Here is a 19,242-nt window from a genome sequence, read left to right as displayed (position 1 = left end):
CAGCAAGGCAGACACCGTGATTCACCTGAAGGCAGGGCAGAACACCGCACTGACCGCCGACTCCGTGCGTTTCACCGCCCAGACCACGGGCACCGTCGAACTCGGCGCGCTCGTGGTCGGCGAGGACCTGCGGGTGCGCGACGAACACGATCATGTGTGCGCGTCGCGTCCCTCGGCTCCCGGTGTGCGATTCGGTGGCGGTTCGGTGGAACTGACCCTGTCCCAGGTGCGTTCGGACGCGCACGCCGTGCTGCTGTTCGTCGCCGCCGGGCACGTGCTCGGGCCGGTTACCGCGTCGTTCGCCGAGAACGGCATTCCCACAGCGGAATTCGTCATCTCGCCGACGGCGGGAGAGAGTTCGCTGATCTGTCTCGAAGTGTATCGGCGGGGCTCGGGATGGAAGTTGCGTGCGCTCGGCCAGGGTTATGCCGGTGGCGTGGCTCAGTTGTTGAGCACACATGGTGTTTCCGGCCAAAGTGCTTCGGGTACCGCATCTTTCGGGCACAACGTGGTAGATGGCGTGCCGTCGGCGCCCGGTGGTTTCGGGTCGGGCGCGCAGGGCGATTCGTTCAGCGGTAGTGCCCACGGTGGCGTACCTGGCGGTGCTGCCTTCGGCGGTGTGCCTGGCGGTGCTGCCTTCGGCGGTGTGCCTGGCGGTGCTGCGCAGGGCGGTCACGTTCCGGATGGGACGGTGCCCGTGGCGCCGATTCATGGAGCAGGCGCGTCGGCGGGACCAGCTTCGGGCCATGCTGCTGCCTCGACCGAATCGCTCGCCCAACCGACGCCCGCCCCCGGCATCCCCCTCGAAGTCGACCACGGCCTACAGCGCATGTGGATGATCTTCGAGGACGCCGCACGCTCCGCAGCAGCCCTCGTCTCGGCGCGCGACTACGCCGTCAAGCGCCTGGATCAGGAACTGTCGGAAGCGGTTTCGAATCCGGCAACGCGAAACACCCCCGCCGCTGACGCCGCCCGTCACGCCGCGCAACGCCGTCACGACGAGCTGGTCGGTCGCGCCGATGCCGACCACCGCCGCGACAGCGACATGCTCGCCCGCGAGATCGCCGAAGCCGACTCCGTGATGCCCGCAGCCCTGGCCTCCTGGCTGGCCCCCGCGTGGACCACCCGCGCCGCCGCCAGCGATGGCATCCGCCTCGGCGAGCTCTACGCCCCCGACCGCGGCGACCTGCGCGTCCCGTATTGCGTTCCGGTGCCGCTGAATCGGCCGCTGTGGGTCGACACCGAGTCGAGCGCCGCCGCCTCCCGCGTGGTCGGCGCCCTGCTGGCACGCCTCGTCGCCGCCATCCCCGACCGGCCCACCCGCATCGACCTGATCGACCTCACCGGTGGCCTACGCGGCCTCGCCACACCCCTGTCCCCGCTACTCGCGGGCCCGGTGATCGCCGACCACCTCGACATCTCCCCGCGCCTGGCCGAACTGGCCAACGCCGCCGAACTGGCGGAAATCGCCTACCACGCAGGCGAAGTGGCGCCCCCGAAAGAACACCGCATTCTGGTAGCGGCCGACTTCCCCCACGGCTACCAAGCCGCCGACGTAGTCCGCCTCGGCCAGCTCATGGTCCGCGGCGACCTCATCGGCCTCTCCCTCCTCATCGTCGGCACCGCCACCCCCGACGCCGCCGACGCCCCCGCCACCCTCCTCTCCCAATCCTGCCGCCACCTCCCCACCCTCCCCGGCACCCCCCTCTTCGACCCCTGGACCGGCAACGCCTGGGAACTAGACCTAGACATGCTCCCCCTCGAACCCGAACTCCAGGCCCGCTACCTGCGGATGTAGGACCGCTCAGTAGACGCGGGGCGGTCCCGCATCTACTCGGACGGTGTTCGGATTCGCGGTGTCGGTCCAACTCCTCCGTGGCTGGAGGAAGTGGGGGAGCCAGGGCAGGAGTGGGTCCGGGGCGCGGTCGAGGATGCCGCCTGCGGGGTCGTCTACGTGGTCGCGGCGGACCAGGTCGGCTTCGGGGCGCAGGATTTGGTAGATGATCATGGCGCACAGGCCGATGACAGCCAGGTCACGCAGCACCACCGTGGCGGTGAACCACTGTTCGGGGAGGCCTTTGTTGTCCTCGCCGAGGTAATAGAACATGCGTGGCACCCAGACCAGGGCATCGATTGTCATCCAGGCCAACAGGATTCGGCGGTGGGGGAGCGCGAGGACGGCGAGGGGGACCAACCACAGGGAGTACTGCGGGCTCCACACCTTGTTGGTGAGCAGGAACGCGGCGACGACAAGGAAGCACAGTTGGGCGAGGCGGGGGCGGCGGTTGGCGGTGAGTGCCAGGTAGGCGATGCCCGCGCAGGCCAGGACGAACAGCAGTAGCGAGACCGTGTTCAGGATGGCCGGGGGCTCACCGTGCGACAGCGGACCGTCGAAGCCCTCCCAGCCGGTGAATGAGGAGATCACGTTGTAGATCGAGTCGGGATCGGCGTGACGGGTGGTGTTGAGGCGGAAGAACTCTCGCCACCCGTTCGGGAACAGCACCGCGATCGGCAGGTTCACCGCACCCCACGTACCGAGGGCCGCCGCCACAGCGAGCGTTGCCGAACCGAGCGGACGATGCGCGAAAATCCGTGTGCGCGTCGGTGTTGCACGCAGCCAGGCGCGAGCCGCGGCGAGGCTGTCGATATCGCGTAATCGCAGACCGGCCTGAGCGGCGGGCACACGTTGCATCGGATCGGTGCGCAGACACAACACGATGATCGGCCCGAGCAACAGCAGCGGATACAACTTCGCCGCACCGCCCAGACCGAGCAGCACCCCGGCGAGCACGGGCCGCCGCCGCGCCCATGCCAACAACCCGGTGGCCGCGAAAGCCGTTGCGAGGGCGTCGAAATTGGTGAAGATGTGCACGATCACCAACGGCGACACCGCGATCAACGCGGCATCCCAGACCCGTCGCCCGGCCAGTCGCGACGACGCCCACACCGTGATCAGCCACCCAACGGCCAACCCGAGCGCGACCACATTGAAGTACACGACAACCGACAGCGCGCCGGGCAGCGGCAGGTGATCCCACACATTGCCGATCTGCATGGCCGCGTACTGGTAGAGCCCCGAAAGCACCGGGTACTCCATGTATCTGACCTCGGTGCCACCCTCGGGTGTCGACTCGATCCAGTACTTCTTGTACGGGAACGCGCCCTCGTTGAGCCGTTCGGCACCGTAGAGCGGCACCGTGTCGGAGTAGCACATGGCCGTGTACTGACGGCCGTTGTTCCAGTCGAGCATCAGCCCGCCAGCGCCGTCGTCGGTCTGCTGGATGCAGCCCGCCTTCGTCGCCCAGCCGAGCGCGAGGAAGACGACGGTGAAGGCGAACAGCACCCGCAGCGGCGTCCAGAACCGGACCCGCCCGATCAGCGCGTGCGCGCCGACCGGGCCGCCGATCACCGTCGACAGTTGCGAGGTGAGGGAATCGTTGCGGCTCGGGCGGTCTCGCGCGTCGATCGAACGCAGGTCCGGTGCCAATGGTGCGGGCGACACGTACTGCGGCTCGCGGCCGGGCCAGGTGTCATTCGGCGCCGGCTGGTCCGCGAGTTGCTGATCGGTCACGACATCCGAGGCTACCGGTGGCTATCGGGAGCGCGTCGGTGTGGCTCCCGCGCCGCCGCTCTCCTCGTCGTCGTTGCCGCCACCACCAGGCCTGCCGTTGCCGTTGCCGTTGCCGTTGCCGGGTGACTCGCCCGGCGTCGCGGTCGGCTGACCGGGCAGCGGGCCGGTGGTCGGCTCGGCCTGCTGCGGCGCCTGCACGGCGGGCTGCTGCACACCGGGCACGGGAATGCGGATACCGGGCAGGATCTCCACCTGCGACGGCACGATCACCGGCGGCGCGATGGTCGGCGCGGTGGTCTCCGGCGCCGTGTAGGGCGCCGACCATTCCGGCACACCGGCCTGGCCCTTGATCGCGGCGGGCTTGGGGAACGTCTCGGTGGGGGTCCCCGCCAGGGCGCCGTCCATCGTGGCCTTCCAGATGTCGGACGGCAGGCCGGAACCGTAGATGTGCGAGCCACCGTAGTTCTTCAGCGGGTCACCCTGTTCGGTACCGACCCACACCGCGGTCGACAGCGACGGCGTGTAGCCGACCATCCAGGCGTCGCGGTTGTTGCCGGTGTCGCCGAGCTGGTGGGTACCGGTCTTGGCGGCCGATTCCCGGCCACCGGCCAGGTTGTGGTTGTTGGAGTAGGCCGCGATCGGCTTCATCGCCGCGGTGACGTTGTCGGCGACGGCCGCGCTCACCCGCTGCTCACCGGCCGGTTCGCCGCGATCGAGCAGTACCTGCCCGTCGGCGGTGACGACGCGCTGCACGAAGTGCGGTGCGTGGTACATGCCGGAGGCGGCCAGCGTGGCGTAGGCCGAGGCCATGTCGAGCGGACGCGACTGGTACTGGCCGAGGATGATGCCGTTGTTGGGGCCCGCGCCGTCGGGTTCGGTGAGCGTGGGGCCCACGCCCGGCAGTTCCTTGGCGATGCCGAGCTTGTGACCCATGTCGGCGATCTTCTGCGGACCGTTCTGCATGTCGAGCTGCATCCGGTAGAAGCTGGTGTTCAGCGACCGCTTCAGCGACTCGGCGATCGTGCACATACCGCACGACTGGCCTTCGACATTGTTGATCTCGATGCCGTTGACCTTGAGCGGCGAGCTGTCGTACATCTGCGACAGCGGAATGCCCTGCTCGAGGTTGGCGGCAAGACCGATCACCTTGAACGACGAACCGGTCGGCAGACCCGCGTTGGCGAAGTCGTAGCCCTGGCCGTCCTCACCGCCGTAGTAGGCGCGGACAGCACCGGTGCGTGGGTCGATGGACACCACCGCGGTGCGCAGGTTCTCGGGTTCGCCGTCGAGCTTGTTGCGCGCGGCGTTCACCGCGGCTTCCTGGGCCTTCGGGTCGATGGTCGTGGTGATCTGCAGGCCCTCGGTGTTGAGCTGCTGCTCGCTGATCCCCGCGGCCGACAGCTCCTCGAGCACCCGGTTCTTCACGTGCCCCTCGGGGCCGGAGTCCAGGCTGTTCTCGCCGAGCGACGCGATGGGCACCACGGCCGGGTACTGCATCGACTGACGTTCGGCCGCCGACAGGTTGCCGCCGGAGACCATGCCGTCGAGGACGTAGTTCCAGCGCGACTTCGCGCCGGTGGGGTTCTTCTCCGGGTCCAGCAGCGAGGGCAGCTGGATGGTCGCGGCGAGGACGGCGCCCTCGGACACGGACAGCTCCTGCACCGGCTTGCCGAAGTAGGCCTTGGCGGCGGCGTCGATGCCGTACGCGCCACGACCGAAGTAGATGGTGTTCAGGTAGGCGGCAAGGATTTCCTCCTTGCTCCACTGGCGGGCCATCTTGGCCGAGATCACCAGCTCGTGCATCTTTCGGGTCATCGAGCGCTCGTCACCGACCAGCGCGTTCTTCACGTACTGCTGGGTGATGGTCGAACCACCACCGGCGCTTTCCTTGCCGAGGATGTTGTCGCGGGCGGCGCGCGCGAAGCCCGAGACCGAGAAGCCCGGGTTGGTGTAGAAGTCGCGGTCCTCGGCGGCGATCACGGCATTGCGCACATGCGGCGGGATCTGGTCGATGGAGACCTCGGTGCGGTTGCCCTGCGGCGGGACCACCTTGCTGATCACGCTCGTCCCGTCGGAGGCGTAGATCATGGCGACCTGGTTGGTCTCGAGGTCCTCCGGCTTGGGCACCGAAACGGTGGTGTAGGCGACGAGGAAAACGGCACTCGGCACGACGATGGCCAAGGCCATCAGGACATACAGTGTCCGGCGCACGGCACGCCACGGCGATTTCTTGGTCACCGAACCATCCCTACCCGAGCCGTCGTCGCCCCCGCCACCATCGCGGCGATTGCGTGGCCCGACCGGCGGCGGTGTGCCGCCGGTTCCGGTGGCGCGGCGTTCACCGGTGGTCGGTCCGCCCGGGCGGCGACCCGCGCCGGGTCGCGCGGCGACGGGCGTGCCACCGGTGCGCGGACGACCCGCCTCCTCGCGCGCGGTCCGCGGCGGATGGCTCGCCCGCACCGTCGACTCGTCGACACCGGGACGTGGAAGTTTCTGAGTGGCGCCGACAGCCCCTGCGGCGGGCGCGGCCGCACGACCCGGCGCGGGCCTGCCCTGCGGCGCACCGGGACGGTCCTGCGGCGCACCGGGACGCTGCGGCGGCTGACCCGGCCGACGCGGCGGCATCCCACCCGGCGGCGGCGCGGGCTGACGGTTCTGCGGCTGCGGACCACGCGCACCCGGCGCGGGCCCACGACCGGTCGGTGCGGGCGGACGCCCACCCGGTCCACCCTGCGGGCGCGGCGGTCCGGCGGGCGGCGTCGGCCGACGCGGCGGCCCGACAGGACGATCACCGGACTGCGGACCTGGTTGTGCACCCCGCGACGGGCGGCCGCCGCGCGGATCGTCACCGTAGGGGGAGGGCTCGTAGGGCGAACTCACTGACCAGATCTCCATAACTCGTAAGGTTCGACCGGCACACAACATCCGCGCCGGAGGACCGGCGCGGATATTTTGCACCCCGAACTGCGGCGCGTCACGCGGCCGCTGTCATTCGGCCGCAGAGCGACGTCCCGCTCTCGGTCCCGCCCGGCGACGGGCGGGCGCGGGCGCCGACCCGAGCACGTACGACTGCACCAGGTGGTTCCAGCTGCACGAGCGGCACACCTCGACGACATGCACCGAGAATTCCTCGTTCGACTCTGCCATCCGCGTCAACTCGTCGGGTGTGCGCGCCGACCCGGCCGCCTGGCCGAGCCCGTCGCCGAACACCCACGACACCAACGTCAGCTGCTCTTTCCGGCAGATCGGGCAGGTCACCTCGCTGCCGCGGCCGTGGAACTTCGCGGCCCGCAGCAGGTAGGGATTGGCATCGCACACCTCGGCGACGCCGACCCGCCCCGCGTAGACATCGGCGAGCAGCGACCTGCGCCGGAGCGCATAGTCCACCACCTGCCGCTGAATTCGCACGATCACCAGAGTAGCCGGGATTGATTTCCACCGCCGGTGCCACCGCTTGTTGCCCCCGGCGGCCTTAGACTCCCGATACCGGGTACTTTCCGGGTCTTTTCGCAGGTGAGGCATGGCAAGTAGATGGCAGATTCTCCACAGGCGCGCTCCGTCGCCGATCCCCGGACAAGGGCGCGTGATATCGATCGCGCCGAGGTGTCGACCGTGCTTGACGCGGCCTACGCGGAGGGCCAGCTCGGTGCCGAGGAGTACCACGACCGGGTGAAACGGGCCGGTTCGGCGCGCACACTCGGTGAATTGCGTGGTCTGACCGCCGATCTGCAGTCGCCCGCGGTGTTCGGCCCGACGACCGAACGGAAGCGCCTCGGCCGCAGGCATTCCGGCGAATACCCAGCCAGAACCAAGGCGCGCGACGCCGACCGAGCCCGCACCATCGCCGCCCTCGACACCGCCCGCGCCGACGGTCAGCTCGATGCCGAGGAGCACACGGCGATGACCGAGCTGGCCGCCGAAGCGCGCACGCTCGGTGAGCTGGCCACCCTCGTCGCCGAGCTTCAGCAGCGCCCGGCGACGCCGGTGAAACCCAAGGCGCGCAACACCTTCCGCATCGTGACGATCGCGGCCGTCGTGCTCGCGGCGGTCGGCGGCTTCGCCTGGACGATCGGGGCCGACGAACCTGCGGCGAAGGAGACCGCCGCGTCGGTCGACTACGACGCGGCCCCGCCCCTGGTGATCCCCACCCCGAACCTCAACACCATCGCCGGATTCGTACAGTTCCGCGACGACTACCGCACCAAGTTCGGCGACGCCGTGGTCGATGAGGCAGTGCTGCACGACGAGCACGCCTCAGCGGTCCGCCGCGCACCCGACAACGGTGACTGGACGGTGAGCTACACCTATCGCGGCGGATTCGAACGCTCGAATTCGCAGGTCGCCACCCGTGACCGCAAGGCGGTCGACATCGACCTGGCCCAGGTGAACACCGACGCTCTCGCCGCGGTGCTGAACACCGCCGCCACCACCCTCGGTGTACCCGACGGCGTGGTCACCCACTACCGGATCGCCAACGACACCTGGGTCGGCAGGCCCTCGATCACGGTCTACGTGCGCAACGAGGTCTCCCAGTCCGCACATCTCGTCCTCGCGCTCTCGGGCGAAGTGCTGAAGACCTACCCGTACGAAAGATGACGCCATGAAGACCACCTCCCCGGCGAAGAACCTGCGGGCCCGCGACGCCGACCGCGCCGACGTGTGCGCCCTGCTCGACGCCGCCCTTGCCGACGGCCAACTCACCGAGACCGAACACGGCAAGCGCACCGCCACCGCCATGCGCGCCGAAACCTTCGGCGACCTCGACCGCCTCGTCGACGACCTGCAGATCCCCGACGGCCTGGCAGCCACCCCCGTCGCGCGCGGTATCCCCCGCGCACCACGCCGCTGGTGGATCCCGGTGGGCGCGGTCGTCCTCGCCGGTCTGGTCGGCGCAGGTGCCGGTCTGCTCGGCCGCAGCACCGTCCTCGCGCCGCCGCTGCCCGATCTCACCACCGGTAACGGCTTCGCCCATTTCCTCGCCGACTACCGCGCCGAATACGGAAGCGCGCTCGCCGACGAGTTGACGCTCTACCCGGAGTACGCGCTGGTCGAGCGCGACTCCGGGAAGCCGGGCAAGCAGGACGAGTTGCAATATCGCGGCGATTTCGACCGGTGGGGTTCACCCGGTTCGCGACCGCCGGGCACCCGCTCGTTCGACCTGGCCACGGTCGACCTGGCGAAGTACGCGCGCCTGATGTCAGGCGCCCCGCAGACCACCCGCGTGCCCGGTGGTTGGGTGTCGCACGTGCTCGTCCGGTTTCCACCGGGTGGCGCCAAAGATGCCGAGCCGGAAATCAGCATCTACGTCAAGAACGAGGCCGAGCAGAGCGGCTATCTGAAGATCCGGCTCAGCGGCGAACCGATCGCGGTGTACCCGGCAGACTCCTGACCTGCTGATTCGCTCGGCCCCGACGGTCGGTTCCTCACTCATGTGAGGGATCCGACTACGCCCTGATGTATCGCTCCGATATAGTGGGAAGTCGCATCCATCGGTTAGGTCCGTTCGGCCTGTCAGGCCGTCATAGTCAGGGAGTGAGGTCGGCATGCTCGAGTTGGCGATTCTCGGCCTGCTCCTCGACGCGCCCATGCACGGTTACGAGCTGCGCAAGCGGTTGACGGGCCTGCTCGGGGCGTTCCGGGCCTTCTCCTACGGTTCGCTCTACCCGACGCTGCGCCGGATGCAGGCCGACGGGTTGATCGCCGAGGAGATACCGGAGGGCGCGACCGCGCGCCGTGCGCGCCGCGTCTACCGGCTCACGCCGGTCGGGCGGGAACGGTTCAAAGAACTCCTCGCCGATACCGGTCCGCAGAACTACACCGATGACGGCTTCGGTGTTCATCTGGCCTTTTTCAGCCGCACCCCCGCCGAGGCGAGGATGCGGATCCTGGAGGGCAGGCGACGCCAGGTCGAGGAGCGCCGAGAGGGTCTGCGGGAAGCGATCAAGAAGGCCAGTGGCTCGCTGGATCGCTACACCCGCCAGCTCCACCAGCTCGGATTGGAATCAAGCGAGCGCGAAGTGCGCTGGCTCAACGAGTTGATTGCGGCGGAGCAATCGACGAAGGCGGCACCACAGAAAGAGGGAAAGAGCGGCCATGAGTGATGTCAACAAGGTTGGATCCGGCGAAGTACGCGTCGCGATCGTCGGTGTCGGCAACTGCGCATCGTCGCTGGTGCAGGGCGTGCAGTACTACAAGGACGCCGATGAGAACGCGGTCGTTCCGGGTCTGATGCACGTCCGGTTCGGTCCCTACCACGTCAAGGACGTGAAGTTCGTCGCCGCGTTCGACGTCGACGCCAAGAAGGTCGGCTTCGACCTGGCCGAGGCCATCTTCGCCAGCGAGAACAACACCATCAAGATCTCCGACGTGCCGCCCACCGACGTGACGGTCCTGCGTGGCCCGACCCTCGACGGCATCGGCAAGTACTACGCCGAGACCATCGAGCAGTCCGAGGCCCCCGCGGTCGACGTCGTGAAGGCGCTGAAGGACGCGAATGTCGACGTGCTGGTGTCCTACCTGCCCGTGGGTTCGGAAGAGGCCGACAAGTTCTACGCCCAGTGCGCCATCGACGCGGGTGTCGCGTTCGTCAACGCGCTGCCGGTGTTCATCGCCTCCGACCCGGTGTGGGCCAAGAAGTTCACCGACGCCGGTGTGCCGATCGTCGGCGACGACATCAAGTCCCAGGTCGGCGCGACCATCACCCACCGCGTGATGGCCAAGCTGTTCGAAGACCGTGGCGTGGCGCTCGACCGCACCTACCAGCTCAATGTCGGCGGCAACATGGACTTCAAGAACATGCTCGAGCGTGAGCGTCTGGAGTCCAAGAAGGTGTCCAAGACTCAGGCCGTCACCTCGAACCTGAGCGGTTCGCTGGCGGGCAAGGTGCACGACCGCAACGTCCACATCGGTCCCTCGGACTACGTGGAGTGGCTCGACGACCGCAAGTGGGCATACGTGCGCCTCGAGGGTCGCGCCTTCGGCGATGTGCCGCTGAACCTGGAGTACAAGCTCGAGGTGTGGGACTCGCCGAACTCGGCGGGCATCATCATCGACGCGGTGCGCGCGGCCAAGATCGCCAAGGACCGCGGCATCGGCGGCCCGGTCATCCCGGCCTCGGCCTACCTGATGAAGTCCCCGCCGGAGCAGATCGCCGACGATGTCGCGCGTAAGCAGTTGGAAGCGTTCATCATCGGTGCCGACTAGTCACTGAACAGAAAGGCCGGGCGCACATCGGTGCGCCCGGCCTTTTTCGTCTGCTCAGTCGAGGGAGACGTACACCTCGACGCTGGTCGGGCCGGTGTAGCGCTCCAGTTCCGCGGTGTGGGAGCGGGTGATGGTTCCGGCGTTCTCGGCCTTGATCACCTGGGCCCAGGCGGTGCGCAGCAGGTCGTAGGGCTTGTCGGAGACGACGAATTTGGCGTAGCGGCCCGCGGGGATGCGGGTCAGCACGTCGCCTTCGTCCACGTCGTCGAGGCCGGCGACCTCGTAGCCGAGGACGGCTACCGCGTGGTCGTTCTGGCCGATGTAGGCGGCGGCCCGGGTGACCGGCTTCTCGCGGGACAGGTAGCGGTCCCAGGTGAAGTTCACCAGGTCGAGGTCGCGGGCGGTGACCTCGCGACCGGCCAGCGGGACGGTGAGTCCGGCGATCAGGCTGTTGTCCAGGGTGACGATCTCGAAGTCGGCGGTCATCGGCTGTCCCCGCTCTGCGCGTCGGTCAAGGAAACGAAGATCTCGACGGTGCGTTCGTCGGGGTACTGCTCGCAGTCGCCGGTGTAGGCGCGCACGAACTCGCCCGCGGCCTCGGCGTCCCAGACCTGGCGCCACAGGGCGACGATGGTGTCGCCGATCTCGTCACCGTGCGCCACGAACCGCGCGTAGCGGCCCGCCGGAATCCGCGCGAGCACATCGCCTACCCGCAGGTCGGCGAGGGTTTTGCATTCGTAGCCGACGATGTGGGTGAGGTAGGAGTTGATCTCGGGCGCGAAGTCGACATAGCCCGTCGCGAACGGTCCGGGTAAGTCCTGTCGTGCCCGTAGCCGCTGCCACGCTTCCACCACTTTGGCGCGTCGTGGCCCCTCCACAGCGAGCGCCGGACTGCGCAGCACTGTGCCCGCGATCAGCATCTCGGGACGGTCAACGACATTGAAATCCACCTGCGTAGCCCCTATGTCTAGTCTCGTCGTCGCTCGAGCGCACATCTTCCCGCATGGATACGACAGGTTCCGCGCCGGGATTCCGCCGGCGCCCGATCTCCGGATGCGCACTGGCCAACGATGTTGCCATGTTCGTGCAGATGTGTGGTCACGCCTGTCCAATCCGTGATCTATCGCGGCGCCTCACCACCCAGTCCGGGGAACCATTCGCCGGGTGTACTCGGGCTCGGAGCGGGCGGGATGATGATGATCGGCGCCGGATTGCGTGGTGTGTCGCTCGGTGGGTTGAGGATGTCGAAGCCGCCACCCCCACCACCACCGGACGAGGGTGGTGGGGCAGGTACCAGTGACCCGCTGCCGCCCAGCGGCGGAGTCGGGAATTCCTCCACGGGCGAACCGGCGAGCGCGGTGTCCATCGTCTGCTTCCAGATATCGGCGGGCAGCCCCGAACCCCAGATCGGGTTGCCGCGTCCGTCGCGCAACGGCTGCGGATGCTCGGTGCCCACCCACACCGCCGTGGACAGCGACGGCGTGTACCCGACCATCCAGGCGTCCTTGTTGGCCTTGGTCTCACCCAACTGAGTCGTCCCCGTCTTGCTCGCCGACGGCCTGCCCCCGGCCAGCCCGTGCCCGTTGGAGTAGTTGGCGATCGGCTCCATCGCCCGCGTGGTCGCGTCGGCGATGGCCGGGCTGATGCGCTGCTCCGGTTCCGGAAGTTGTTTGCCCCTACGGGTTTCCGGCGGACCACGATCGAGCAGCACCTGACCGTTGCCGGTGGTCACCCGCTGCACGAAGTACGGCTGCCGGTACACCCCCGACGCGGCGAGGGTGGCATACGCCGACGCCATATCGATCGGCCGAACCAGATACTGCCCCAACACGATTCCGTTGAGCGGTGGCTCGCCGTTCTCGGTGAGCGTCTCGCCATCGACACCCGGAATGTGCTCGGGGATGCCCGCGAGATGCGCCGCCTGGGCCACCGAGCGCGGACCGTCGGCCATCGTCATGGTGAGCCGGTAGAAACTGGTGTTGAGGGAGCGTTTCAGCGCCTCGGCCAGCGAACAACGTCCACACGAATCGCCGTCCACATTGGTGATGGTCGTGCCACGGTCGGTGATGGGCGAACTGTCGATCGCCCGCGTCACCGGGATGCCCTGCATCTGGGCCGCGACGAGCGCGAAAACCTTGAAGGCCGAACCGGTTTGCAGCGGCGCCTGGGCGAAGTCGAAGCCGGTGCCGTCCTCGCCGCCGTAGTAGGCGCGCACCGCACCGCTTCGCGGGTCGATCGACACTACGGCCGCCCGCAATTCCGGTGGCTGCCAGGAGGATCGGGCGCGCACGCTGTCGACGGCGCCAGCCTGCGCGACCGGATCGATGGTCGTGGTGATCTGCAGGGCGCCGGTATTGATGTCGGCGTCGGTGAGTCCGGCGGCGCGCAGTTCTCGCAGCACCATGGTGCGGATGTGGCCCTCGGGCCCCGATGCCTCGGGTTCGGTCGCCACGTCGTCGAGGGCGAGGATCGGCGGGAACACCGTCGCGTCACGGTCGCCCGGAGCGAGTACGCGCATCTCGACCATCCCGTCGAGCACGTACTGCCAGCGGGCGCGCAACTGGTCGAAGTGGGTTTCCGGGTCGAGCACCGAGGGGGAACGGATCACCGCGGCCAGCACCGCGCCTTCGGCCAGTGTCAGTTCCGGCACCGGCTTACCGAAGTAGGCCTTGGCCGCCGCCGCGATGCCGTAGGCGCCGCGACCGTAGTAGATGGTGTTCAGGTACGCGGCGAGGATCTCGTCCTTGCTCCACTGCCGCGACATCTTCGCCGCGATGATGAGCTCACGCATCTTGCGGGTGACGGTGCGTTCGGAACTCAGGAAGGCGTTCTTCACGTACTGCTGGGTGATCGTCGACCCGCCACCGGCGTTGTCGTGCCCGGCCAGGTTGTCCCGTGCCGCGCGCAGGAACCCGCTCGTGGAGTATCCGGCGTTGGTGTAGAAGGTGCGGTCCTCGGCCGCGAGCACCGCCTCCCGCACGTGCATGGGCACCTCGGTCAGCGGGATCGGGATCCGGTTGCCTTGCGGCGGAATGATTTTCGCCAGCACCGTCGTACCGTCGGCGGCCAGTACCGTCGCCGGTTGCTCGACGGCCACCTCGCCCGGTTCGGGGATCTCCGAACTCCAGTACACCGCGAAGAACAGCAGCGCGGGCACACACACGAAGATCACGAACAGCGCGAAGACCAGCCGCCGGATCCGCTGCGCCCTGGTGCGTGGCGGGCGGGGTTCCGGGTCGTCGTCGCCCGCCAGCCGGGCAGCCTGGGCTCGCCGGGCCGCACCCTTGCGCGGCTGCTGCTCGCGCAGAGGATCCCGGAAGCCTGCGATCGACGTATACGGCACGTCCTCGTCGGAACGCCCGCGCCTGCCGGCCACGACCATCTCCTCCCGTCGGTGCAGGCGACTTTACCCGCCTGCACCGGCATAACCCGGGAGGAGCACGCCCGTCAGCTCTTCACGCCACCCGCGGTGAGGCCGGAGATGATGCGGCGCTGGAAGATCAGCACCATGATCACCAGCGGCACGGTGACGATCACACCGGCCGCCATGATCGCCGCGTACGGCTGGACCAGCGGGTCGTTGCCGGAGAAGCTCGCGATGGCGACCGTCACCGGCTTGGTCTGCTCACCGGAGAGCAACCGGGCGAGCAGATATTCGTTGACCGAGGCGATGAACGCCAGGATCGCGGTGGTGAAAACCGCGGGCGCCGCCAGCGGCAACATGACCAACCGGAACGCCTGCAGCTTGCTCGCACCGTCGATGCGCGCGGCTTCTTCGAGCTCCCAGGGCAATTCGGCGAAGAACGACGCAAGGATGTACACCGTCATCGGCAGTACGAACGAGATGTTCGGGATGATCATCGCCTGGTACTGGCCGATCCAGCCGAGGTCGGTGAACAGCTGGAACAGCGGCGTCACCAGCACGACGGCAGGGAACATCGACGCCGAAAGGATCAGCCCCGAAACCAGGTACTTGCCCGCGAAGGTCATCCGGGCGAGCGCGTACGCGGCGAGCACGCCGAGCAACAACGCGACCACCGTCGTCACCGAGCCGATGATCACGCTGTTGAGCAGCGCCTTGCCGAAGTCGTTGCCGCGGCTGGTGTCGAAGGCGTTGCGGAAGTTCTCCAGCGTCACGTGGGTCGGCCACGGAGTGCTGTCGAAGGTGTGGGCCGGGTCGCGGAACGCGACAACGGCCATCCAATAGAACGGTCCGAGCCCCCACACGAGCACGATCGCCACACCGAGGTACAGGCGAACGGTTCCGAGCCGCTTGCGCCACGAAACCGACTGTGTCGCAACAGGTTCGCGTTCGACGGTGGGCTCTTTGGTCATCGAGATGCTCATCAGTTCGCCTTCCGCTGCTCTTCCTGCGTGCGAACGGCGTTGGCGCCCAGCACCTTCACCAGCAGGAACGCGATCGCGAACACCAGCACGAAGGTGATCGTCGACAGGGCGGCCGCGCTGTTGGGACCTTGGCGCACCTGGTCGACCACCAGGATCGACAGGGTGCTGGTGGCCGGGTTCGCGCCGGTCATGATCGCGGGCAGGTCGTACATGCGCAGCGCGTCCATGGTGCGGAACAGCACCGCGACCAGCAGTGCGGGCTTGAGCAGCGGCAGCGTGATGTGCACGAACCGCTGCCAGGCCGAGGCGCCGTCGACCTTGGCCGCCTCGTACACGTCGTTCGGGATCACCTGCAGCCCGGCCAGGATCAGCAGCGCCATGAACGGGGTGGTCTTCCACACGTCGGCCACGATCACCGCGAACCGCGAGGCCCACACATCCGAGGTCCACAGGATCTCGGTGCCGAGCACCCGGTTCACCACGCCGTCGTACTGGAACATGAACTCCCACAGCCGCGCGGTGACAGCGGTGGGGATGGCCCACGGGATCAGCACCGCGGCTCGCAACAGCGCCCGGCCACGGAAGGTCTTGCCCATCACGATGGCCATGCCGAGGCCGAGGGTCGCCTCGATCGTCACGGTCACCACCGTGAAGAACAGGGTGACCCCGACCGCCGCCCAGAACTGCGACCCGAGCGTGCCGGTCGGGCACGACACCGTACCCATCAGCGAATTGCATTGCTGCAGTAGCCAATGGGTGTAGTTGTCGAAACCCGCGCTGCCGCCCTCGACGAACATGCCGGTGGCGGGGTCGATGCCGGCGTCCTTGCGGAACGACATCCACAGCGCCTGGAACACCGGATAACCGATGACCACGGCCAGCGCGACCATCACCGGCGTGACGAACAGCCACGCCCGCCGTGATTGCCTCAGTTGCAGCGCTAGCCCGCGCTGCTTGGCTCCCGAAGGATCCGACACCGTTTCTACTCTCCTACGGTCTGGTCGGGTCCGCTGCGCGTACCGCTACGAACCAGCGGTCTCGATGCCCTTTTGCATGCCTGCGACTGCGTCGTCGACGGACTTCGTGCCGTTCAGCGCAGCATATGCGTTGTCCTGGATGGCCTTTGACACCGCCTCGTAGAACGGCGAGACCGGTCGCGGCACCGCGTTGGCGATCGACTCCTTCAGCGCGGGCAGGTACGGCATCTTCGCGATCAGGGCCGGGTCGTCGTAGAGCGAGGTACGCACCGGCGGGAAGGCGCCCTGGGCGACGATCTGCTGCGCCTCTTCGCTGACCATGAAGCGAACGAAGTCGGCGGCGGTGGCCTTGTTCTTGGAGAACGCGCTGATCGCGACGTTGTAGCCGCCGAGGGTCGAGGCGCCGACATCGGTCTTGCCGGGCAGCGGTGCCACGCCGAAGCGGTCCTTCACCATCGAGCCCTCGCCGTTGGCCTGGCCGTACAGGTACGGCCAGGTGCGCAGGAACAGCAGCTTGCCCGACTCGAACGCGTTCGCGCTCTCGCCTTCCTTGAAGCTGATGGCCTCTTTGGGGATGTCGCCGCGCTGGTAGGCGTCGACCAGAACCTTCAGTCCCTCTTTGGATTCGGGGCTGTTCACGGTGGGGGTCTTGCCGTCGGCGCCGACGAAGCTGCCGCCGTAGGCGTTGATGACCTCGGAGGTGTTCACGGTCAGGCCCTCGTAGGGGAACAGCTGACCGGCGTAGCAGCCGATGTTGTTGTCGCGCGCGATCTGGCACTGGCCGAGCATCTCCGCCCAGGTGCGCGGCGGGTTGGGCACCAGGTCCTTGCGGTAGTACAGCAGGCCGCCGTTGGTGTTGCGCGGTGCCGCGTACAGCTTGCCGTTGTAGGTGGCGCTGGCAACGGTCGGGGCGAGCAGCGGCGCGGTGTCGATGGCGAAGCTGCCTTCCAGCGGCTGGATCCAGCCCTTGGCGGCGAACTCCGCGGTGTAGGGCACGTCGAGGGCGACCACGTCGTAGCCGTCCTGCTTGGAGCGGAAGTGCTCGGCCATGTCGTCGCGCTGCTGGTCGGCGTCGGCCGACTGCTCCTTGAACGTCACCTGCTCGTTCGGGTGTGCGGCGTTCCAGCGGTCGATGAGCTGCTTGACCATCCCGGTCTCGGAGACGTCCTTACCCTCGACGTAGGTGATCGGTCCACGCCCGGTCAGGTTCTGGTCGAGGGCGTTGCCGCCGTTGTCACTCGAGCAGGCGCTGGCGAACGATGCGGTAAGCAACGCAATCGAGGCAGCAGCCATCGTCGCTCTGGGGACAAACTTCAAGGCCATCGCAGACACTCCAGGGTCGAGACAGTGAGCAGCAGCACAGTGCGTCGGTGCAGGGGCAAACATACATGGTGTGGCCCGCCGCGTCCGATCGTCCCGTCACTTCGGCTACTTTGCGGTCAGTTCGGTGTGTGGGCGGTGTCGGTGCGGTGTCCTAGGCTCGATCCGTGACCAGCCCGACGCCGTCCGCACCCGACCGGATGCTCTCCCGGATCGGTGGTTTGCTGCGCAAGGCCGAGGCCACCGACAACGAGCATGAGGCGGAGGCGTTTCTCGCGGCCGCGCAACGGCTGGCGACGAAGTCGTCGATCGATCTGGCGGTGGCACGCTCGCATGTGGCGCGGCGCGAACGCAGGTCCACCCCGGTGCAGCGGATCATCCCGATCGGGGAGCCGGGACGGAAGGGGTTGCGCACCTACGTGCAGCTGTTCGTCGCCATCGCCACGGCCAACGACGTGCGCTGCGATGTCGCGCGCACCTCCACGCAGGTCTACGCCTACGGTTTCGACGCCGATATCGATACCTGCGAGGCGTTGTACGCGAGTCTGCTGGTGCAGATGGTGCGGGCCTCGGATCACTACATCAAGTCGGGTGCGTATCGCGAGGCTACGGTGGTGAAGGTGGTCACCGAGAAGCGGTTCGGCCGAACGGTGCGCCGCAAGGTGCAGGCCCCGGTCGCCGGTGTGACGGCGCGACTGAATTTCCAGATGGCGTTCGCGGCGCGGATCGGCGCGCGACTGGCCGAGGTGAAGGCCGAGGTGGTCGCCGAGGAATCGGCGGTCGAGTCGACCGGAACCGCACTCGCCCTGCGCGACAAGGAACTCGCCCTCACCGACTTCTACACCGCCACCTCGGAAGCGCGCGGCACCTGGCGTGGACCGCAGACCTCCACCGGCCACTCGGCCGCGGCCCGGCAGGCCGGCGACCGGGCGGGCCGCAACGCCCGCCTCGGCACCTCCACCGAACTACCCGCCCCACGCGGCAAACTCACGGGATGAACAGCGAGCCCGACGATGTCTCCGGTCCGGCTCCACGACGCGACACCCAGCGCGCGCGGGTGTACGACGCCGAGCAGTTGGTGCGCGGTGTCTTCGATCGCGCCGAGGAATTCGGGCATCGCACTGTCGATATCTACGGTTCGCAGGTGACCTTGCCCGTCGAGCGGCGATTCGCGTCGGTGGAATCGGTGCAGAGTTATGTCGAGAAGGTGCTCGCGCTGAATTGGGTTCGAGCCCTATGGGATCGGGCGGTGATTCCCGTGCGGGTCCGTGCGCGGGCGGGCACGGCTGCGGCACACTACGAACGCGCCGCTGCCGTGCTTGCCGTCCCACTCCATACCGGCGCCACCGCGTGGGCGCTGCGCGAACTGGTTGTTCTGCACGAACTCGCCCATCATTTGGCGCCGACCCCCGACGAAGTGTCGCACGGACCCGAATTCTGTACTCGCTATGCGGAATTGGCCGACGGCGTGATCGGTCCAGAAGCGGCTCTACTGATCCGGGCGACATTCGCCGGTTGCGGAGTCCGCTTCGGGTGAGTCGCCCTAGCGGTTTCCGGTGCTACCCGGGGCGCTGCCGCGTCCGCTCGACCCCTGTCCGCCCGGGGCGGGCGAGGTGCAGGATTTGCTGCCTGTGCAGGGAGAGCTGCTCGTCGAACCGCCACGCCCGCCCCCGCTCTGCGAGCCGTGAGCCGCCGCGTAACTCGTCTGCTCGAATGTCGCCGCGGCGGCCGCACCGGCCCCCATCAGGCTGAACGCGGCGATCATCGTGGCGGCAATTGCTGTCTTCATTGTTTCCCCTTTGTTCTGAACGACGAGATCATCGT

Annotated in this window: 17 protein-coding genes; 7 read left to right on the top strand and 10 right to left on the bottom strand. The window is 68.0% G+C overall.

Features of this window, described 5'->3' with window-relative positions; translation table 11 throughout:
• Nucleotides 1-16: 16 nt before the first annotated feature.
• On the top strand, nt 17-1,798 hold the full coding sequence (locus AB0I19_RS21580; protein WP_357150721.1) for a TerD family protein: 1,782 nt from the start codon (nt 17-19) through the stop codon (nt 1,796-1,798).
• Between the two features lie 6 nt (nt 1,799-1,804).
• On the opposite strand, the gene AB0I19_RS21575 is transcribed toward AB0I19_RS21580, so the two are convergent.
• From AB0I19_RS21575 to AB0I19_RS21565, 3 genes are all read right to left on the bottom strand, one after another.
• Nucleotides 1,805-3,502: a glycosyltransferase 87 family protein gene (locus AB0I19_RS21575; protein WP_357150785.1), complete on the bottom strand. Its 1,698-nt coding sequence runs from the start codon at nt 3,500-3,502 to the stop codon at nt 1,805-1,807.
• Nucleotides 3,503-3,592: 90 nt separating this feature from the next.
• A complete protein-coding gene (locus tag AB0I19_RS21570; RefSeq protein ID WP_357150784.1) occupies nt 3,593-5,758 on the bottom strand; it encodes a transglycosylase domain-containing protein in 2,166 nt (721 codons plus the stop codon).
• Between the two features lie 801 nt (nt 5,759-6,559).
• Nucleotides 6,560-6,979, bottom strand: coding sequence for a DUF5318 domain-containing protein (locus AB0I19_RS21565; protein ID WP_159372838.1), 420 nt, complete (start codon nt 6,977-6,979; stop codon nt 6,560-6,562).
• A gap of 123 nt (nt 6,980-7,102) precedes the next feature.
• Between AB0I19_RS21565 and AB0I19_RS21560 the strand changes: the two genes are divergently transcribed.
• The 4 genes from AB0I19_RS21560 (at nt 7,103) to AB0I19_RS21545 (ending at nt 10,774) form a co-directional block, all read left to right on the top strand.
• Nucleotides 7,103-8,167, top strand: a complete 1,065-nt coding sequence (locus AB0I19_RS21560; protein WP_357150720.1) for a DUF1707 domain-containing protein — start codon at nt 7,103-7,105, stop codon at nt 8,165-8,167.
• Between the two features lie 4 nt (nt 8,168-8,171).
• On the top strand, nt 8,172-8,960 hold the full coding sequence (locus AB0I19_RS21555) for a DUF1707 domain-containing protein (RefSeq protein ID WP_357150719.1): 789 nt from the start codon (nt 8,172-8,174) through the stop codon (nt 8,958-8,960).
• A 154-nt stretch (nt 8,961-9,114) separates the two neighbouring features.
• Complete coding sequence (locus AB0I19_RS21550; protein WP_067497596.1) at nt 9,115-9,672, top strand: PadR family transcriptional regulator; 558 nt, start codon at nt 9,115-9,117, stop codon at nt 9,670-9,672.
• Entirely contained in the window at nt 9,665-10,774 is a 1,110-nt protein-coding gene (locus tag AB0I19_RS21545; protein WP_181699757.1) for an inositol-3-phosphate synthase, read from the top strand. Before AB0I19_RS21550 ends, AB0I19_RS21545 begins: the two co-directional genes overlap by 8 nt.
• 54 nt (nt 10,775-10,828) lie before the next feature.
• On the opposite strand, the gene AB0I19_RS21540 is transcribed toward AB0I19_RS21545, so the two are convergent.
• The 6 genes from AB0I19_RS21540 to AB0I19_RS21515 all read right to left on the bottom strand — a co-directional run bounded on the left by AB0I19_RS21540 (nt 10,829) and on the right by AB0I19_RS21515 (nt 17,391).
• The gene (locus tag AB0I19_RS21540; RefSeq protein WP_067643408.1) at nt 10,829-11,260 is read right to left on the bottom strand and encodes a GyrI-like domain-containing protein; all 432 of its coding nucleotides are present in this window, start codon (nt 11,258-11,260) and stop codon (nt 10,829-10,831) included.
• Nucleotides 11,257-11,724, bottom strand: a complete 468-nt coding sequence (locus tag AB0I19_RS21535; RefSeq protein WP_357150718.1) for a GyrI-like domain-containing protein — start codon at nt 11,722-11,724, stop codon at nt 11,257-11,259. The genes AB0I19_RS21540 and AB0I19_RS21535 overlap by 4 nt, the downstream gene beginning before the upstream one ends.
• A gap of 170 nt (nt 11,725-11,894) precedes the next feature.
• A complete protein-coding gene (locus tag AB0I19_RS21530; protein ID WP_357150717.1) occupies nt 11,895-14,156 on the bottom strand; it encodes a transglycosylase domain-containing protein in 2,262 nt (753 codons plus the stop codon).
• Between the two features lie 65 nt (nt 14,157-14,221).
• Complete coding sequence (locus AB0I19_RS21525) at nt 14,222-15,121, bottom strand: carbohydrate ABC transporter permease (RefSeq protein ID WP_357150716.1); 900 nt, start codon at nt 15,119-15,121, stop codon at nt 14,222-14,224.
• A complete protein-coding gene (locus tag AB0I19_RS21520) occupies nt 15,121-16,098 on the bottom strand; it encodes a sugar ABC transporter permease (RefSeq protein WP_067643411.1) in 978 nt (325 codons plus the stop codon). Before AB0I19_RS21520 ends, AB0I19_RS21525 begins: the two co-directional genes overlap by 1 nt.
• 45 nt (nt 16,099-16,143) lie before the next feature.
• Entirely contained in the window at nt 16,144-17,391 is a 1,248-nt protein-coding gene (locus AB0I19_RS21515) for an ABC transporter substrate-binding protein (RefSeq protein WP_357150715.1), read from the bottom strand.
• Nucleotides 17,392-17,618: 227 nt separating this feature from the next.
• On the opposite strand from AB0I19_RS21515, the gene AB0I19_RS21510 reads away from it, so the two are divergent.
• Both AB0I19_RS21510 and AB0I19_RS21505 read left to right on the top strand, forming a co-directional pair.
• Nucleotides 17,619-18,416, top strand: coding sequence for a DUF2786 domain-containing protein (locus AB0I19_RS21510; protein WP_357150783.1), 798 nt, complete (start codon nt 17,619-17,621; stop codon nt 18,414-18,416).
• Nucleotides 18,413-18,955, top strand: coding sequence for a TIGR04338 family metallohydrolase (locus tag AB0I19_RS21505; protein WP_357150714.1), 543 nt, complete (start codon nt 18,413-18,415; stop codon nt 18,953-18,955). Before AB0I19_RS21510 ends, AB0I19_RS21505 begins: the two co-directional genes overlap by 4 nt.
• Nucleotides 18,956-18,961: 6 nt before the next feature.
• On the opposite strand, the gene AB0I19_RS21500 is transcribed toward AB0I19_RS21505, so the two are convergent.
• The gene (locus AB0I19_RS21500; RefSeq protein ID WP_357150713.1) at nt 18,962-19,207 is read right to left on the bottom strand and encodes a hypothetical protein; all 246 of its coding nucleotides are present in this window, start codon (nt 19,205-19,207) and stop codon (nt 18,962-18,964) included.
• Nucleotides 19,208-19,242: the final 35 nt, after the last annotated feature.

The organism is Nocardia sp. NPDC050413, assembly GCF_040655475.1.
Classification (GTDB): Bacteria; Actinomycetota; Actinomycetes; order Mycobacteriales; family Mycobacteriaceae; genus Nocardia; species Nocardia coubleae.
This window is presented reverse-complemented; position numbering and strand designations above follow the sequence as displayed.

What these genes read in the sequence shown, in the direction of transcription:
- AB0I19_RS21570 (WP_357150784.1), bottom strand. Translation starts at nt 5,758, where the DNA reads ATGGCCTTGGCCATCGTCGTGCCGAGTGCCGTTTTCCTCGTCGCCTAC.
- AB0I19_RS21560 (WP_357150720.1), top strand. Translation starts at nt 7,103, where the DNA reads ATGGCAGATTCTCCACAGGCGCGCTCCGTCGCCGATCCCCGGACAAGG.
- AB0I19_RS21555 (WP_357150719.1), top strand. Translation starts at nt 8,172, where the DNA reads ATGAAGACCACCTCCCCGGCGAAGAACCTGCGGGCCCGCGACGCCGAC.
- AB0I19_RS21550 (WP_067497596.1), top strand. Translation starts at nt 9,115, where the DNA reads ATGCTCGAGTTGGCGATTCTCGGCCTGCTCCTCGACGCGCCCATGCAC.
- AB0I19_RS21545 (WP_181699757.1), top strand. Translation starts at nt 9,665, where the DNA reads ATGAGTGATGTCAACAAGGTTGGATCCGGCGAAGTACGCGTCGCGATC.
- AB0I19_RS21540 (WP_067643408.1), bottom strand. Translation starts at nt 11,260, where the DNA reads ATGACCGCCGACTTCGAGATCGTCACCCTGGACAACAGCCTGATCGCC.
- AB0I19_RS21530 (WP_357150717.1), bottom strand. Translation starts at nt 14,156, where the DNA reads ATGGTCGTGGCCGGCAGGCGCGGGCGTTCCGACGAGGACGTGCCGTAT.
- AB0I19_RS21525 (WP_357150716.1), bottom strand. Translation starts at nt 15,121, where the DNA reads ATGAGCATCTCGATGACCAAAGAGCCCACCGTCGAACGCGAACCTGTT.
- AB0I19_RS21515 (WP_357150715.1), bottom strand. Translation starts at nt 17,391, where the DNA reads ATGGCTGCTGCCTCGATTGCGTTGCTTACCGCATCGTTCGCCAGCGCC.
- AB0I19_RS21510 (WP_357150783.1), top strand. Translation starts at nt 17,619, where the DNA reads ATGCTCTCCCGGATCGGTGGTTTGCTGCGCAAGGCCGAGGCCACCGAC.
- AB0I19_RS21505 (WP_357150714.1), top strand. Translation starts at nt 18,413, where the DNA reads ATGAACAGCGAGCCCGACGATGTCTCCGGTCCGGCTCCACGACGCGAC.
- AB0I19_RS21500 (WP_357150713.1), bottom strand. Translation starts at nt 19,207, where the DNA reads ATGAAGACAGCAATTGCCGCCACGATGATCGCCGCGTTCAGCCTGATG.